The 15,483-nt window shown below is 71.7% G+C and carries 12 protein-coding genes and 1 riboswitch; of the genes, 7 read left to right on the plus strand and 5 right to left on the minus strand.

Annotated elements, in window-relative coordinates; translation table 11 throughout:
* Positions 1-94: 94 nt before the first annotated feature.
* Positions 95-787: a response regulator gene (locus tag ACIQMV_RS07860; protein ID WP_401772728.1), complete on the minus strand. Its 693-nt coding sequence runs from the start codon at positions 785-787 to the stop codon at positions 95-97.
* A 163-nt stretch (positions 788-950) separates the two neighbouring features.
* Between ACIQMV_RS07860 and ACIQMV_RS07865 the strand changes: the two genes are divergently transcribed.
* The 3 genes from ACIQMV_RS07865 to ACIQMV_RS07875 all read left to right on the plus strand — a co-directional run bounded on the left by ACIQMV_RS07865 (position 951) and on the right by ACIQMV_RS07875 (position 3,739).
* Positions 951-1,766 (plus strand): ABC transporter ATP-binding protein, encoded by an 816-nt coding sequence (locus ACIQMV_RS07865; RefSeq protein ID WP_401772731.1) that lies wholly within the window; start codon positions 951-953, stop codon positions 1,764-1,766.
* Entirely contained in the window at positions 1,756-2,619 is an 864-nt protein-coding gene (locus tag ACIQMV_RS07870) for an ABC transporter permease (protein ID WP_141357606.1), read from the plus strand. The genes ACIQMV_RS07865 and ACIQMV_RS07870 overlap by 11 nt, the downstream gene beginning before the upstream one ends.
* 73 nt (positions 2,620-2,692) lie before the next feature.
* Positions 2,693-3,739, plus strand: a complete 1,047-nt coding sequence (locus ACIQMV_RS07875) for an ABC transporter substrate-binding protein (RefSeq protein WP_141357604.1) — start codon at positions 2,693-2,695, stop codon at positions 3,737-3,739.
* A gap of 52 nt (positions 3,740-3,791) precedes the next feature.
* Here ACIQMV_RS07875 and ACIQMV_RS07880 read toward each other — a convergent pair whose 3' ends face one another.
* From ACIQMV_RS07880 to ACIQMV_RS07890, 3 genes are all read right to left on the minus strand, one after another.
* Positions 3,792-4,472: a response regulator gene (locus ACIQMV_RS07880; protein WP_402591936.1), complete on the minus strand. Its 681-nt coding sequence runs from the start codon at positions 4,470-4,472 to the stop codon at positions 3,792-3,794.
* A complete protein-coding gene (locus ACIQMV_RS07885; protein ID WP_402591937.1) occupies positions 4,469-6,148 on the minus strand; it encodes an ATP-binding protein in 1,680 nt (559 codons plus the stop codon). The genes ACIQMV_RS07880 and ACIQMV_RS07885 overlap by 4 nt, the downstream gene beginning before the upstream one ends.
* A gap of 185 nt (positions 6,149-6,333) precedes the next feature.
* A complete protein-coding gene (locus ACIQMV_RS07890; protein ID WP_402591938.1) occupies positions 6,334-7,290 on the minus strand; it encodes a sucrase ferredoxin in 957 nt (318 codons plus the stop codon).
* Positions 7,291-7,479: 189 nt separating this feature from the next.
* Between ACIQMV_RS07890 and ACIQMV_RS07895 the strand changes: the two genes are divergently transcribed.
* Entirely contained in the window at positions 7,480-8,640 is a 1,161-nt protein-coding gene (locus tag ACIQMV_RS07895) for a CobW family GTP-binding protein (protein WP_402591939.1), read from the plus strand.
* Here the strand turns inward: ACIQMV_RS07895 and ACIQMV_RS07900 are convergent.
* On the minus strand, positions 8,637-11,093 hold the full coding sequence (locus ACIQMV_RS07900; protein WP_402591940.1) for a DNA topoisomerase (ATP-hydrolyzing) subunit A: 2,457 nt from the start codon (positions 11,091-11,093) through the stop codon (positions 8,637-8,639). The genes ACIQMV_RS07895 and ACIQMV_RS07900 overlap by 4 nt on opposite strands.
* A gap of 376 nt (positions 11,094-11,469) precedes the next feature.
* Here ACIQMV_RS07900 and ACIQMV_RS07905 point away from each other — a divergent pair, with 376 nt between their 5' ends.
* The 3 genes from ACIQMV_RS07905 to ACIQMV_RS07915 all read left to right on the plus strand — a co-directional run bounded on the left by ACIQMV_RS07905 (position 11,470) and on the right by ACIQMV_RS07915 (position 15,378).
* The gene (locus ACIQMV_RS07905) at positions 11,470-12,843 is read left to right on the plus strand and encodes a M16 family metallopeptidase (protein WP_402591941.1); all 1,374 of its coding nucleotides are present in this window, start codon (positions 11,470-11,472) and stop codon (positions 12,841-12,843) included.
* Positions 12,840-14,228, plus strand: coding sequence for a M16 family metallopeptidase (locus ACIQMV_RS07910; RefSeq protein ID WP_402591942.1), 1,389 nt, complete (start codon positions 12,840-12,842; stop codon positions 14,226-14,228). Before ACIQMV_RS07905 ends, ACIQMV_RS07910 begins: the two co-directional genes overlap by 4 nt.
* 233 nt (positions 14,229-14,461) lie before the next feature.
* Positions 14,462-14,622, plus strand: a riboswitch (cyclic di-AMP (ydaO/yuaA leader).
* Positions 14,623-14,634: 12 nt separating this feature from the next.
* On the plus strand, positions 14,635-15,378 hold the full coding sequence (locus ACIQMV_RS07915) for a M23 family metallopeptidase (protein ID WP_402591943.1): 744 nt from the start codon (positions 14,635-14,637) through the stop codon (positions 15,376-15,378).
* Positions 15,379-15,483 lie beyond the last annotated feature (105 nt).

Consider the following 15,483-nt stretch of genomic DNA (forward strand, 5'->3'; position numbering starts at 1 on the left):
GGTCGGCAGGGCTCCGCCCTGCCGACCTCCTCCGCCTCGCGATGCACGGCACCGGACCCCGCTCCCTGATCCGGCCTGATCCAAACGAAAGACCCTAGGGGGCCACCCAGGCGTAGCGGTGCTCCGGGCGTCCCGTGTCGCCGTACTTCAGGGACAGGCGCAGGCGTCCGGCCTGTTCCAGGTGGCGCAGGTAGCGCTGGGCGGTGGAGCGGCTCAGGCCGGTGCGGGCGGCCACCTCGTGGGCGGACAGGGGTTGGTCGGCGCGGTGCAGCACACCGCAGATGAGGTCCGTCGTCGGCTCCGAGTGGCCGCTGGGCAGCCCCGGGGACGGGGGCGCGGGCGCGGCGCGCAGGGCGCCGAAGATGCGGTCCACCTGTTCCTGCCCGGTGACACCGTGTCCGCCGACGCGGTCGACGGTGCGGCGCAGGGCGGCGTAGGACTCCAGGCGGGTACGCAGCGCGACGAAGGTGAACGGTTTGACCAGGTAGTGCAGCGCGCCCAGCCGCATCGCCTGCTGGACGGTCGCCACGTCCCCGGCTGCCGTGATCATGATGACGTCGGTGCCGATGCCCTGTTCCCGCATGCGGTGGACGAGTTGCAGACCCGTGCGGTCGGGCAGGTAGTGGTCGAGCAGGACCAGGTCGATGCTTCCGTGCTGCACGGTGGTCAGGGCCTGTGCGGCACTGTGCGCGCGGGCGGCGACCCGGAAGCCGGGAACCTTTCCCACGTACTTGGCGTTTATCTCAGCGACACGGTAGTCGTCGTCGACCACCAGGACGTCGATCATCGGGCCTCTCTCCCTCAAGGCCATGCGGGCAATGTTGCGCCCGTGTTTCGGCTCCGCTGTTGTAGCGCGCGCAAAACGAGCACAACAGGTGCTTGCGAGCAAAACAACGGGTTGCGCACAGAAGACTGCTGCTGTGGCCGGGGCCACATCTACCGTCCCGGCCATGAGCACAGACACCAGCCCCGCCATCGAACTGCGGGGCGCCAGGAAGACGTTCAGGACCCCGTCAGGGGGCCTGCACACGGCCGTGAGGGACCTCGACCTCACTGTGCGGCGCGGCGAGTTCGTTGCCGTGGTCGGCCCCACCGGCTGCGGTAAGTCGACCACCTTGACCCTGGTCAGCGGGCTGGAGGAGCCCACCGAGGGTGACGTGCTGGTGGCCGGCCGGCCGGTGCAGGGCGTCGGCGGCAAGGTCGGCTTCGTGTTCCAGCAGGACGCCACCTTCCCCTGGCGCTCGGTGCTGTCCAACGTGATGGCCGGGCCGCGGTTCCGCGGCGTGCCGAAGGCCGAGGCGAAGGAGAAGGCCCGCGCCTGGCTGGCCAGGGTCGGACTCGCCGCCTTCGAGGACCGCTACCCGCACCAGCTCTCCGGCGGCCAGCGCAAGCGCGTCGCCCTCGCCGCCACCTTCGTCAACGACCCCGAGATCCTGCTGATGGACGAGCCCTTCTCGGCGCTCGACGTGCAGACCCGGGCGCTGATGTCGGACGAGCTCCTGGAGCTGTGGGAGGGCACGGGCGCCTCGGTCGTCTTCGTCACCCACGACCTGGAGGAGGCCATCGCCCTGGCCGACAAGGTCGTCGTCATGACCGCCGGACCCGCGACCGTGAAGCAGGTCTTCGACATCGGCCTGCCGAGGCCGCGCAAGGTCGAACAGGTGCGCCTGCAGACGGAGTTCATCGACATCTACCGCGAGATCTGGGAGTCGCTCGGCGAAGAGGTCCGCATCACCCGTGAAAGAGGTGCCGCCCATGTCGCCTGAGGTCCTCAGCACTCCGGTCGTCGACACGGTCAAGACGACCGACCGCGCCCACTCCCGGGCCCGCGCCGCCCGCAAGCGCAAGGTGGTCGTCACCTGCGCCCGCGTCCTGGTGCTGGTGGCCGTGCTCGGCCTCTGGGAGGCGCTCTCCCGGGCCGCGGTCATCGACCCGTTCAACTTCTCGATGCCCTCGAAGATCTGGGACCAGATCTGGACCTGGATCACGCACGGCACCGCGCAGGGCTCGCTGGGCGAGCAGATCTGGTACACGCTCTACGAGGCCCTGATCGGCTGGGTGTTCGGCGTGGTGGCCGGTGTGATCCTCGGTATCGCGCTCGGCCGCATCCCCTTCCTCGCCGACGTCCTCGGCCCCTACATCAAGGTGCTCAACTCCCTCCCCAGGATCGTGCTCGCCCCGATCTTTGTGATCTGGTTCGGGCTCGGACCGGTCTCCAAGATCGCCTCGGCCGTGGTCCTCGTGTTCTTCCCGGTGTTCTTCAACGCCTTCCAGGGCGCCCGGGAGGTCGACCGCAACCTGGTGGCCAACGCGCGGATCCTCGGCGCGAGCGACCGCAGGGTCACCTTCCAGGTGGTCATCCCGTCCGCGACCTCGTGGATCTTCACCAGCCTGCACGTCAGCTTCGGCTTCGCGCTCATCGGCGCCATCGTCGGCGAGTACATCGGAGCCACCAAGGGCATCGGCCTGCTCGTAGCGGCGTCCCAGGGCAACTTCAACGCGGCCGGTGTGTACGCCGCGATGGTCATCCTCGCCGCCGTCGCGCTCGTCGCCGAAGGACTGCTCACCTTCGCCGAGCGCCGCATCTTCCGCTGGAAGCCGACGGGCTCCGGGGACTGACGGCCCGACCGCACCGGCTTTCCCCCAGGCTTCCCGCTTCCCGTACCGCTTTTCTCACAAGGACGTGACCCTCATGCGCAAGACCGCCAGATTCACCGCGTCGGCCGCCGCCGGCCTGCTCGCCCTGTCCTCCCTCACCGCCTGCGCCAACGACGCGGCGAGCTCGACGTCCACCGGCAACGGCAAGGGCGAGCACGTCAAGATCATGGTGGGTGGCCTGGACAAGGTCATCTACATGCCCGCGATGCTCACCCAGCGCCTCGGCTACTTCGCCGACGAGGGCCTGGACGTCGAGCTGCTGAGCGAGCCCGCCGGTGTCCAGGCCGAGACCGCGCTCGTCTCCGGCCAGGTCCAGGGCGCCGTCGGCTTCTACGACCACACCCTGGACCTCCAGACCAAGGGCAAGTACGTCGAGTCCGTGGTGCAGTTCTCGCACGCGCCCGGCGAGGTGGAGGTCGTCTCCAACAAGGCGGCGGACAAGATCAAGTCGCCGAAGGACTTCAAGGGCAAGAAGCTCGGTGTCACCGGCCTCGGCTCCTCCACCGACTTCCTCACCAAGTACCTGGCGGTCAAGAACGGTGTGAAGGTCAGCGAGTTCAGCCCGGTCGCCGTCGGCGCGGGACCGACCTTCATCGCCGCGCTCGAGAAGGGCTCCATCGACGGCGGCATGACGACCGATCCCACCGTCGCGACGATCCTGGACAAGAAGGCGGGCAAGGTCCTCATCGACATGCGGACGCCCGAGGGTTCGCAGGAGGCGCTCGGCGGCCCGTACCCGTCGTCCAGCCTGTACATGCAGACGGACTGGGTCAACAGCCACAAGGAGACCACCCAGAAGCTGGCCAACGCGTTCGTCAAGACGCTCAAGTGGATGTCCACCCACAGCGCCGACGAGATCGCCGCCAAGATGCCCGCCGACTACTCCCAGGGCAACAAGGCGGTCTACGTGGAGGCGATCAAGAGCACGCTGCCGATGTTCACCACGGACGGCGTCATGCCTCAGAACGGTCCGGAGACCGTGGAGAAGGTGCTCAAGGCGTTCAACCCCAACATCCAGAACGCCGACGTGGACCTGAGCAAGACGTTCACCACCGAGTTCGTTGAGAAGGCCGCGGGCTGACATCCGTATGCAAGGGGGCCACGGCCTCTTCCCCTCCCCCCGAGCCGTGGCCTCAGGTGCGGGCCGCCCACACGTAACGGTGTTCCGGGCGGCCCGCGCCGCCGTACCTCAGCGTCAGCCGGGCCCGCCCGGTGCGCTCCAGGAACTTCAGACAGCGCTGGGCGGTCTGCCGGCTCACCCCGGTCCGCTCGGCGACCTCCTGGGCCGACAGGGGCCCGTCGGCCCGCATCAGGGTCCGGCGGACGAGTTCGGTGGTGGCGGGGGAGTGTCCCTTGGGCAGCCCGGGTTCCGGCGCCGCCGACAGCGCCCCGAAGAGCCGGTCGACCTCGGCCTGTTCGGCCTCGCCGCCACCGTCCAGGACGCGGCGCAGCGCCGCGTACGCGTCCAGTCTGGACCGCAGCCCGGCGAAGGTGAACGGCTTGATCAGGTACTGCAGCGCACCGTGCCGCATCGCCGCCTGCACGGTCGACACGTCCCGGGCCGCCGTCACCATGATCACGTCGGTACGGAGGCCGCGGCTGCGCATCTCCCGGACGACCGACAGGCCCGTGTCGTCGGGCAGGTAGTGATCCATGAGGACCAGGTCGAGCCGCGGCAGCGTATCGAGCCGGTGCAGCGCCTCGGCCGCGCTGTGCGCCTCACCGGCGACGCGGAAGCCCGGCACCTTCTCCACATAGGCGGCGTTGACGCGCGCGACCCGGAGGTCGTCGTCCACGATCAGGACCTCGATCACCGCTCCTCCTCGTCCGCGCCGGTCCCGGCGGCGCCGAGGACGGCGCCGAGGAGGGGGGCCGGCTCCGCCTCGGCCAGCGCCTCGGGCAGGACGACCGTGAACTCCGCGCCGCCGCCGTGCGCCTCGCCCACCGCTACGGTTCCGCCCTGCCGTTCGGCGAGCCTGCGCACCAGGGACAGACCGATACCGCGCCTGCCGTGCGCCGGCGGCTGCTTGGTGGACCATCCCTCCGTGAAGATCAGGTCACGCCGGCCCGCCGGGACCCCGGGCCCGGTGTCGCGCACCCGGAGCACGGCGGCACGTGCCTCCGCGCGCAGTTCGACCTCCACGCGCGCGTGTGGGGTCGCCGCGACGGCGTCGAGCGCGTTGTCGACCAGGTTGCCGACGATCGTCACCAGCCCCCTGGGGTCGACGACCCGGTCCGGCAGGTGCGTGCGGTCGGACAGCCACAGCGCGACCCCACGCTCGGCAGCGACGGTCGCCTTGCCGACCAGCAGGGCGGCGATCAGCGGGTCCTGGATCTTCTCGGTGACCTGCTCGGCGGTGGCCCGGTGGTCGCCGACCACCTCTCCGACGAACTCCACGGCGTCGTCGTACATCTCCAGCTCCAGCAGCCCGAGCAGCGTGTGCATGCGGTTGGCGTGCTCGTGGTCCTGGGCGCGCAGGGCGTCGATCAGGCCGCGTGTCGAGTCCAGCTCCCGGCCCAGCTCCTCCAGTTCGGTGCGGTCGCGCAGGGTGGCGACGGCACCCCCGTCGTCGGTCGGCATCCGGTTGGCGACCAGGACGCGCTGCCCGCGCACGGTGAGCAGGTCCGTGCCCTTCACCCGCCCGGCCAGGACGTCGGTCGTACGGCCCTCCCCGAGCGCCTCGTCGAGCGACCGGCCGACCGCCTCGTCGCCGAGGCCGAGCAGCCGCTGTGCCTCGTCGTTGAGCAGCCGGATCCGCCCGCCGCGGTCCAGGGCCACCACCCCCTCCCGGATGCCGTGCAGCATGGCCTCACGCTCGGCGAGCAGGGCCGCGATGTCCGAGAAGGCCAGGTCCCTCGTCTGCCGCTGGACCCGCCGGGAGATCAGCCACGCGGCCAGCGCGCCCGCGGCCAGGGCGCCGCCGGCGTAGGCGAACAGGCCCGGTATGGCGTCGATCAGCTTGGCCCGCACGCTGTCGTAGGCGATGCCGACCGACACCGCGCCCACGATGTGGTGGCCGACGTCGTACAGGGGCACCTTTCCGCGTGCCGAGCGGCCCAGCGTGCCGGTGTCGATCTCCATGACCTTCCGGCCGGCCAGGGCCGTCCCGGGATCCGTGGACACGGGCCTGCCGATCTGCTCCGGATCCGTGTGCGACCAGCGCGTGCCGTGCATGTCCATCACCACGACGTACTCGGCGCCGGTGGACTTCCGGATCCGCTCCGCCTCCCGTTGCACGGGCCCGTCGACGCTCGGGGCGGTGTGCTGGAGGTCCCGTGCGATCTGCCGGTTCTGGGCGGTGGTCTCGGCGATGGCGAGCGCCCGGCGCATCGCCTGCTCGTCCAGCTGGTGGCCCAGCGGCGCGAGGAACAGGCCGGTCGCGAGCACGGCGACTCCGGCGGCGATCGCCAGCTGCATCAACAGCACCTGCGAAAACATGCGTCGCGGCAGGCCCAGCCGCCGGCGGCGTGCGGGAGGAGAGACGCTCATGACCATGACAGTACGTCGGGGTGCGCGGTGTGCTCCCCGGGGTGTGGCGCGGATCTCCCGCCGTGCGCCTCAGCGGTCGGCCCGGACGGTGAGCCGTCAGCCGTCAGCCGAGCCGGTGGCGGTCAGCCGTGAGCCGTGAGCCGGTGGCGGTCAGCCGTGAGCCGGTGGCGGTCAGCCGTCAGCCGTCAGCCGGCGAGCCGCGCGGTCGCCGGCTCGCGGACGGCGACCACCTCCATGCGCGTCGGCCCGCCCAGCAGCGAGGCGCCGCAGCTCTCCGGGCGCGGCGGCAGGGCGGCCCCCTGGGCCACGGTCACGTGCCAGCGGCGTCCGTCGGTATGGGCGACGGTGACTTCCCAGCACGGCGCCGGGCCGTCGGTGGGCACGTCGTCGGTGCGCACGACGCTCAGCGCGTCCGCCCGGTACTCGCCCGCCGTCTCCCGTACCGCCAGTTCCGCGGCCTGTCCGGGCCGTTCCCAGGCCGTGCGGCCCCGGCAGCCGTCGAGGACGACCCGGCCTTCGCCCACGCTGTGCAGGACCTCCTTGACGGCGTGGGCCTCGGTCCGGCCGTAGGCGTATCCGAACGGCAGCACGAGCAGGGTCGGCGAGAAGCGGTGGCCGCCCAGGTGGGTGACCTCCCAGACGTCCTGGACCCCGGAGGCGGCGAGTTCGGCCGCGAGGGGGCGGCCGAGCAGGGCACAGCACTGGTCCCGCTTGCCGTTGGTGCACACCAGCGCGAGCGGATCGCCTGTGTGGGGCCCGCCCTGGAGCGCGGCGTCGAAGGTGTGGTGGTCACCCTTGCCCAAGGCGGCGAAGTCGAGATCCAGCAGGTGCTCCGGGTCGGCGGTCATGGCGCTGCGTAGCCATACGTTCCCCGGGACGGTGTGTGCCGCGTACACATGCCGTACGGACTGGGTGCGGCGGTCGGCGTGCCGCCCCGGTCGGCGGACGAGCGCGATCCGGACGCCGGTGCCACGCGCCGCGCGCTCCAGCGCACGCCCGAGTGCGGGGTCCAGGTGGCTCGAAGTGAGTGCCTTGGCACCCCAGGGGCCGGGCTGTTCCAGCAGCAGCCATGTCGTCGCCGTGGCCGCGGTGGCGGCCATCGGCTCGTCGAGCTGCCTGGAGGCGGTCGAGCACGTACTCACACAGGTGAGCCTAACCTGACTCGAGCCGGATCGAGTTCCAGCCGTCGGAGTGTTCTCCTCCGGCAGTCGCCGGAGCGGCGGTTCCGGCAGCCGTGACGCGCACGGCTCGTATCCTTGGTCGGCATTCCATCCTCGTACGTGCGCCGGGTCCTGAGCCGGTGCACGCGTCGGCGTGAGAGAGGTCGCACGGTGAGTCAGCCGAGCCGTTACCCGAGTCCGAGTCGCAGCGCGGCGCAGATCCCGGTCGTGGTGCTCGCCGGATTTCTCGGCTCGGGGAAGACCACGCTCCTCAACCATCTGCTGCACCGCGGCGGCGGCAGCCGCATCGGCGCGATCGTCAACGACTTCGGGGCCGTCGAGATCGACGCCATGGCGGTCGCGGGAGCCCTCGGGGACTCCACCGTCTCCCTCGGCAACGGGTGCCTGTGCTGCGCGGTCGACGCCAGTGAACTCGACGTGTACCTCGACCGGTTGACGAGCCCGGCCGCCGGTGTCGACGTCGTCGTCATCGAGGCCAGCGGACTGGCCGAACCCCAGGAACTCGTCCGCATGGTGCTGGCGAGCGAGAACCCCAGCGTCGTCTACGGCGGGCTCGTCGAGGTCGTCGACGCCGCCGAGTTCGGCGACACCCGCGCGAGACATCCCGAGATCGACCGGCATCTGGCGCTCGCCGACCTCGTCGTGGTCAACAAGACCGACCGGGCCGCCGACGGCGAGGAGGTGCTCGGACTCGTGCGGTCCCTGGCCGACGGGGCCGCCGTCGTCCCGGCCTCGTACGGCAGGGTGGACCCCGAGTTCCTCTTCGACTGCCGGCCGAGCGAGGAGCGGGTGGGGCAGCTCTCCTTCGACGACCTGCACGTGCCCGACGCGGACGACGCCCACGACCACCACGCCGGGCATCTGCACGCCGGCTACGACAGCCTCTCCTTCGTCTCCGACGTGCCGCTCGATCCCCGCCGGCTGATGCGGTTCCTGGACAGCCGCCCCGGTGGGCTCTACCGGATCAAGGGATACGTCGGCTTCGGCCCGTACGACGCGCGCAACCGCTACGCCGTGCACGCCGTCGGGCGCTTCCTGCGCTTCTACCCCGAACCCTGGCCGGACGGCGGGCCCCGCCTCACCCAGCTCGTGCTCATCGGTTCCGGCATCGACGCGGGCGCCCTCGGCGAGGAACTGGAGGCGTGCAAGCAGGACGCCCCGCACGCCGACGAGCACGGCATGTGGGGCGTCCTGCGCTACGTACGGGATCCCGAGGGACACGACCCCGAGGACCCGGACCTCCCGGACCCGGATGCGGCGGACCCGGGCCTGCCGGACCCGGGCCCGGACCCTGCGGAACTGCCGGCCTAGACGGGCCCGGCGACCACCGCCACCGTCTTCGGCAGCGACACGCCCGAGCCGTCACGGCGCGGGTCGACCTCCGGGAGTTCGGCCGGGCCGCCGTTCTTCTGGGCGGCCACGACCGGGGTGGGACCCGCCCAGGCGAAGGCCAGGCAGTCCTCGCCCTTCAGGAACCGCTGGCAGCGCACGCCGCCGGTGGCGCGGCCCTTGCGCGGGTACTGGTCGAACGGCGTGACCTTGCCCGTCGTCTGCACGGAGTCGTCCAGCGTGCCGCGCGAGCCGGCCACGGTGAAGACGATCGCGTCCGCGGCCGGATCGACGGCCGTGAACGAGATGACCTTGACGCCGTCCGCGAGCTTGATGCCGGCCATGCCGCCGGCCGCGCGGCCCTGCGGGCGGACCTGGGAGGCCTGGTAGCGCAGGAGCTGGGCGTCGTCCGTGATGAAGACCAGGTCCTCCTCGCCGGTGCGCAGCTCGGCGGCGCCGACGATCCGGTCACCCTCCTTGAGCGTGATGACCTCCAACTCCTCCTTGCTGGAGGGGTAGTCGGGGACGACCCGCTTGACGACGCCCTGTTCGGTGCCGAGCGCCAGGCCCGGCGACGACTCGTCCAGCGTGGTCAGGCAGACCGCGGTCTCGTCGTCCTCCAGGGAGACGAACTCCGCCAGCGGCGCGCCGCCGGCGAGGTTCGGCGCCGACGTCGTCTCCGGCAACTGCGGCAGGTCGACGACGTTCACGCGGAGCAGGCGGCCCCCCGACGTCACCACGCCCACCTCGCCCCGGGCGGTCGCCGGGACCGCCGAGACGATCACGTCGTGCTTCTGCCGCTTGCCGCCCCCGCCCCGCGCGAACGGGTCGCCGTTCGCCGTGCGGGCCATCAGGCCGGTCGAGGACAGCAGGACGCGGCACGGGTCGTCCGCCACCTGCAACGGCACCACGGCGGCCGGGGTGCCGCTCGCCTCCAGCAGCATCGTGCGCCGCGGAGTGCCGAACTTCTTGGCGACCGCGGCCAGTTCGGCCGAGACCAGCTTGCGCAGCTCGGCGTCGGACTCCAGGATCCGGGTCAGCTCCTCGATCTCCGCGACGAGCTTGTCCTTCTCCGCCTCCAGCTCGATGCGGTCGAACCTGGTCAGACGGCGCAGCGGGGTGTCGAGGATGTACTGCGTCTGGACCTCGCTCAGCGAGAAGCGCCGCATCAGGCGCTCCTTGGCCTGCGCGGAGTTGTCGCTGGAGCGGATCAGACGGATGACCTCGTCGATGTCCACCAGCGCGGTGAGCAGGCCCTCGACCAGGTGCAGCCGGTCGCGCCGCTTGGTACGGCGGTACTCGCTGCGGCGCCGTACGACGTCGAAGCGGTGGTCGAGGTAGACCTCCAGCAGCTCCTTCAGGCCGAGCGTGAGGGGCTGGCCGTCGACCAGGGCGACGTTGTTGATGCCGAAGGACTCCTCCATCGGCGTCAGCTTGTAGAGCTGCTCCAGGACGGCCTCCGGCACGAAGCCGTTCTTGATCTCGATGACCAGGCGCAGTCCGTGCGCGCGGTCGGTGAGGTCCTTGACGTCGGCGATCCCCTGGACCTTCTTCGAACCGACCAGGTCCTTGATCTTGGCGATCACCTTCTCCGGGCCCACGGAGAAGGGCAGCTCGGTGACCACCAGCCCCTTGCGGCGCGCCGTCACGGTCTCCACCGAGACCGTCGCGCGGATCTTGAAGGTGCCGCGGCCGGTCTCGTAGGCGTCCCTGATCCCGGACAGGCCGACGATCCGGCCGCCCGTGGGCAGGTCCGGACCCGGGACGTGTCGCATCAGGGCGTCCAGGTCCGCGTTGGGGTGGCGGATCAGGTGGCGGGCGGCCGCGATGACCTCGTTGAGGTTGTGCGGGGGCATGTTCGTGGCCATGCCGACGGCGATGCCCGAGGAGCCGTTCACCAGCAGGTTCGGGAAGGCGGCCGGCAGGGCCACCGGCTCCTGCTCCTGGCCGTCGTAGTTGGGGGAGAAGTCGACGGTGTCCTCGTCGATGGACTCCGTCATCAGACTCGTGGCCTCGGCCATCCGGCACTCGGTGTACCGCATGGCGGCCGGCGGGTCGTCGTTGCCCAGCGAGCCGAAGTTGCCGTGGCCGTCGACGAGCGGGACACGCATCGAGAAGGGCTGGGTCAGGCGCACCAGGGCGTCGTAGATCGACGCGTCGCCGTGCGGGTGCAGCTTGCCCATGACCTCGCCGACGACGCGCGCGCACTTCACGTAGCCGCGGTCGGGGCGAAGCCCCATCTCGTTCATCTGGTAGACGATGCGGCGGTGCACCGGCTTGAGTCCGTCCCGGGCGTCCGGCAGGGCGCGGGAGTAGATGACCGAGTACGCGTACTCGAGGAAGGAGCCCTGCATCTCGTCGACGACGTCGATGTCGAGGATCCGCTCCTCGTACGAGTCGTCGGGCGGCGGGGTCTTCGTGCTGCGGCGGGCCATCGCTGCCGGCTCCTTGCTGAAGCGTGACGGGATCTGACGCGGACCATTGTGGACCGCGCGACCGACAACGCGGACCACGCCCCGTCCCCACAGGGCCGTTCCGCGATCCCGTCCCGCCTCCGGGGGCCCTCCTGCCGTCGGCTGCCGCGCCCTTGTCCGTCCCGTGGTCCCTGAGGGCGGTGGTGCTTCTGTGGCGCGTGCGAAGCCCCTTCACATCCCGCTCTGCTGCCCTGCCGCCGTGGCGCGTGGCTTTCCGTCTCGCTCTCGGCGTACGGGTCGTGGGAACTTCGCCAGGGATCCACACGCTTGCATACAGTGGCAGGACCGGTAGGAAAAGGGCGGTTCGCAGACCGCCCACGCGATCGAAGGGACGTACATGCCCATGGGTCACACGGCCGCAGCCGAGGCAGACTCCGGCGGCCTGACAGCGACCGAGCACCGCCTGGCCAACGGCCTGCGCGTGGTGCTCTCCGAGGACCACCTGACCCCGGTCGCGGCGGTGTGCCTCTGGTACGACGTCGGCTCGCGCCACGAGGTCAAGGGGCGTACAGGCCTGGCTCACCTTTTCGAGCACCTGATGTTCCAGGGCTCCGCCCAGGTCAAGGGCAACGGCCACTTCGAGCTGGTGCAGGGCGCGGGCGGCTCGCTCAACGGCACCACCAGCTTCGAGCGCACCAACTACTTCGAGACCATGCCCGCCCACCAGCTGGAGCTCGCCCTCTGGCTGGAGGCCGACCGCATGGGCTCGCTGCTCGCGGCCCTGGACGACGAGTCCATGGAGAACCAGCGGGACGTCGTCAAGAACGAGCGCCGCCAGCGTTACGACAACGTCCCCTACGGCACCGCCTTCGAGCGGCTGACCGCCCTCGCCTACCCGGAGGGCCACCCGTACCATCACACGCCGATCGGGTCGATGGCGGACCTGGACGCGGCCACCCTGGAGGACGCGCGCGCGTTCTTCCGCACGTACTACGCGCCCAACAACGCCGTCCTGTCGGTCGTCGGTGACATCGACCCGCAGCAGACGCTCGCCTGGATCGAGAAGTACTTCGGCTCCATCCCGTCCCACGACGGCAAGCCCGAGCCCCGCGACGGCTCCCTGCCCGAGGTCATCGGCGGGCAGCTGCGCGAGGTCGTCGAGGAGGAGGTCCCGGCCCGCGCCCTGATGGCCGCCTACCGGCTCCCGCACGACGGCACGCGCGCGTGCGACGCGGCCGACCTGGCGCTCACCATCCTCGGCGGCGGCGAGTCCTCCCGGCTCTACAACCGGCTGGTGCGCCGCGACCGTACGGCCGTCGCGGCCGGCTTCGGACTGCTGCGGCTGGCCGGCGCGCCCTCCTTGGGCTGGCTGGACGTGAAGACCTCCGGCGACGTCGAGGTCCCCGTCATCGAGTCGGCCATCGACGAGGAGCTCGCCCGGTTCGCCGAACAGGGCCCGACGGCCGAGGAGATGGAGCGCGCCCAGGCCCAACTGGAGCGCGAGTGGCTGGACCGTCTCGGCACGGTCGCCGGCCGCGCCGACGAACTGTGCCGCTACGCCGTCCTGTTCGGCGACCCGCAGCTCGCCCTGACCGCGGTCAAGCGCGTCCTGGAGGTGACGCCCGAGGAGGTCCAGGAGGCCGCCGAGTCCCGCCTGCGCCCCGACAACCGCGCGGTGCTCGTCTACGAGCCGACCGCCGCCGACGTGCAGGACGACGACCGGGACGCGGACGCCGCGGCCACCGACGAGACCGAGGAGGCGGCGAAGTGACCGAGCTCGCCACGATGGAGTTCCACCCCCAGCCCCGGGCCGGCGCGGCCAAGCCGTGGGCGTTCCCCGCGCCCGAGCGCGGGACGCTGGACAACGGCCTGACGGTGCTGCGCTGTCACCGCCCCGGCCAGCAGGTCGTCGCCGTGGAGGTGCTGCTGGACGCGCCCCTGGAGGCGGAGCCGGCCGGCCTGGACGGCGTCGCCACGATCATGGCGCGGGCCTTCTCCGAGGGCACCGACAAGCACTCCGCCGAGGAGTTCGCCGCCGAGCTGGAGCGCGCGGGCGCCACCCTCGACGCGCACGCCGACCACCCCGGCGTACGGCTGAGCCTGGAGGTCCCGGCCTCCCGTCTGGCCAAGGGGCTCGGCCTGCTGTCCGACGCCCTCAGGGCGCCCGCGTTCGCCGACTCCGAGGTCGAGCGGCTGGTGCGCAACCGGCTCGACGAGATCCCGCACGAGCTGGCCAACCCGGCCCGCCGCGCCGCCAAGGAGCTGTCCAAGGAGCTCTTCCCGGCCGGCTCGCGCATGTCGCGTCCGCGCCAGGGCACCGAGGAGACGGTCGTCACCATCGACTCCGCGGCCGTCCGCTCCTTCTACGCCCGGCACGTGCGCCCGGCCACGGCCACCGCCGTGGTCGTCGGCGACCTCACCGGCGTCGACCTCGACGAGCTGCTGGACCGGACCCTGGGCGCCTGGACCGGTTCGCCCGCCAAGCCGCGGCCCGTGCCGCCGGTGACCGCCGACGACACCGGCCGCGTGGTCATCGTGGACCGGCGCGGCGCCGTGCAGACGCAGCTGCTCATCGGCCGGATCGGCCCCGACCGGCACGACCGCGTGTGGAGCGCCCAGGTGCTCGGCACCTACTGCCTCGGCGGCACCCTCACCTCCCGCCTGGACCGCGTCCTGCGCGAGGAGAAGGGCTACACCTACGGGGTGCGGGCGTTCGGCCAGGTGCTGCGCTCGGCCCCCGACGGGTCGGGCGCCGCGATGCTCGCCATCAGCGGCTCGGTCGACACCCCGAACACCGGCCCGGCCCTGGACGACCTGTTCACGGTGCTGCGCAAGCTCGCCGCCGAGGGCCTCACCGACGCCGAGCGGGACGTCGCCGTGCAGAACCTCGTCGGCGTGGCGCCGCTGAAGTACGAGACGGCCGCCGCCGTGGCCGGCACGCTCGCCGACCAGGTCGAGCAGCACCTGCCCGACGACTACCAGGCGACGCTCTATCAGCAGCTCGCCGCGACCGGCACGGTGGAGGCGACCGCGGCCGTCGTCAACGCGTTCCCGGTGGACCGGCTGGTGACGGTCCTCGTCGGTGACGCGGCGCAGATCAGGGAGCCGGTCGAGGCCCTGGGCGCCGGCCGGGTCACCGTCGTCGCGGCCGAGTAGAGGTACCACCTCGTTGCCGCCGCCGTCGCACGCGCGACGAACGGCACACGCGCACGTGGGGCCCTGGTGACCGAAGCGTCACCAGGGCCCCACGATGTCCGAATTGAGGGGGAGGTTGCCTGTCTGCCCTGTGGTATGCGCTACAAAACTTCTGATCCGTTTGGGAATTGAAAGCGGCCCCGTTTAGCGTCGGTGCGGCTGTTCGTCGGGCAGTGCGCCGCGTCCGCGGCACCGGACAGTCATCGCCGAGTCCCCGTACGGCGTGAGCCAGGGGAGCCGGGGACCCACCGTCCCTGGGGTGAATCGGACACCCGCGCATGCCGCGAGGGGGCCGTAGGAGACCTTCCTGCTCCGAACCCGTCAGCTAACCCGGTAGGCGACAGGGAAGGAAAGGACCCACGTCTCCATGGCGTTCACCCGCGCCGCCGGGAAGCACCGCCGGCCGAGCCGGATGCACCGCACCACCGCCCGCGCGGCGGGCGTCGCGGCCCTGGCCACCACCGGCGTCATCGGCACCCTCGCCGCCCCGGCCCTCGCCGCGGAGGCCCCCGCGCCCGAGGACACCGGCCTCACCCCGGTCGTCACCATGGGCGACAGTGTCGCCGAGAAGATCGACGCCCAGGCCGTCGCCCAGCACAGGGCCGCCGCGCGCAAGCAGGCCGAGGAGGCCGCGCGCAAGAAGGCCGCGGAGGAGCGCGAGGCCAAGGCGCGCGCCGCCCGTGAGGCAGAGCGCGAGCGTCTCAACGCCTTCGTGACGCCGATCCTCGACTCCTACATATCGACCGGCTACCGCACCGGCGGCTCCCTGTGGTCCTCCGGCACCCACACCGGCATCGACTTCCACGCCGCCAGCGGCACCACCGTCCACGCGGTCGGCATCGGCACCGTCGTCGAGACCGGCTGGGGCGGGGCGTACGGCAACCAGGTCGTGATCAGGATGGCCGACGGCATGTACACCCAGTACGGGCACCTGTCGTCCATCGGGGTCTCGGTGGGCCAGCAGGTCATCCCGGGCCAGCGGATCGGCCTGTCCGGCGCGACCGGCAACGTCACCGGACCGCACCTGCACTTCGAGGCCCGTACGTCCCCGGACTACGGCTCCGACGTCGACCCCGTGGCCTACCTCCGCAAGCACGGCGTCAGCGTCTGACCCGCCGCGTCTGCGCACCGCGCGGCGCGCCACGCGACACTCCCGAAGCCCCGGCTCCCGAGCCGGGGCTTCCGGTATTCCCGGCCGTGTTCCGTTCCCGTGTTC

This window comes from Streptomyces sp. NPDC091412, assembly GCF_044756885.1.
Taxonomy (GTDB): domain Bacteria; phylum Actinomycetota; class Actinomycetes; order Streptomycetales; family Streptomycetaceae; genus Streptomyces.

What these genes read in the sequence shown, in the direction of transcription:
- ACIQMV_RS07885 (WP_402591937.1), bottom strand. Translation starts at nt 6,148, where the DNA reads ATGAGCGTCTCTCCTCCCGCACGCCGCCGGCGGCTGGGCCTGCCGCGA.
- ACIQMV_RS07915 (WP_402591943.1), top strand. Translation starts at nt 14,635, where the DNA reads ATGGCGTTCACCCGCGCCGCCGGGAAGCACCGCCGGCCGAGCCGGATG.
- ACIQMV_RS07865 (WP_401772731.1), top strand. Translation starts at nt 951, where the DNA reads ATGAGCACAGACACCAGCCCCGCCATCGAACTGCGGGGCGCCAGGAAG.
- ACIQMV_RS07900 (WP_402591940.1), bottom strand. Translation starts at nt 11,093, where the DNA reads ATGGCCCGCCGCAGCACGAAGACCCCGCCGCCCGACGACTCGTACGAG.
- ACIQMV_RS07875 (WP_141357604.1), top strand. Translation starts at nt 2,693, where the DNA reads ATGCGCAAGACCGCCAGATTCACCGCGTCGGCCGCCGCCGGCCTGCTC.
- ACIQMV_RS07905 (WP_402591941.1), top strand. Translation starts at nt 11,470, where the DNA reads ATGCCCATGGGTCACACGGCCGCAGCCGAGGCAGACTCCGGCGGCCTG.
- ACIQMV_RS07860 (WP_401772728.1), bottom strand. Translation starts at nt 787, where the DNA reads ATGATCGACGTCCTGGTGGTCGACGACGACTACCGTGTCGCTGAGATA.
- ACIQMV_RS07870 (WP_141357606.1), top strand. Translation starts at nt 1,756, where the DNA reads ATGTCGCCTGAGGTCCTCAGCACTCCGGTCGTCGACACGGTCAAGACG.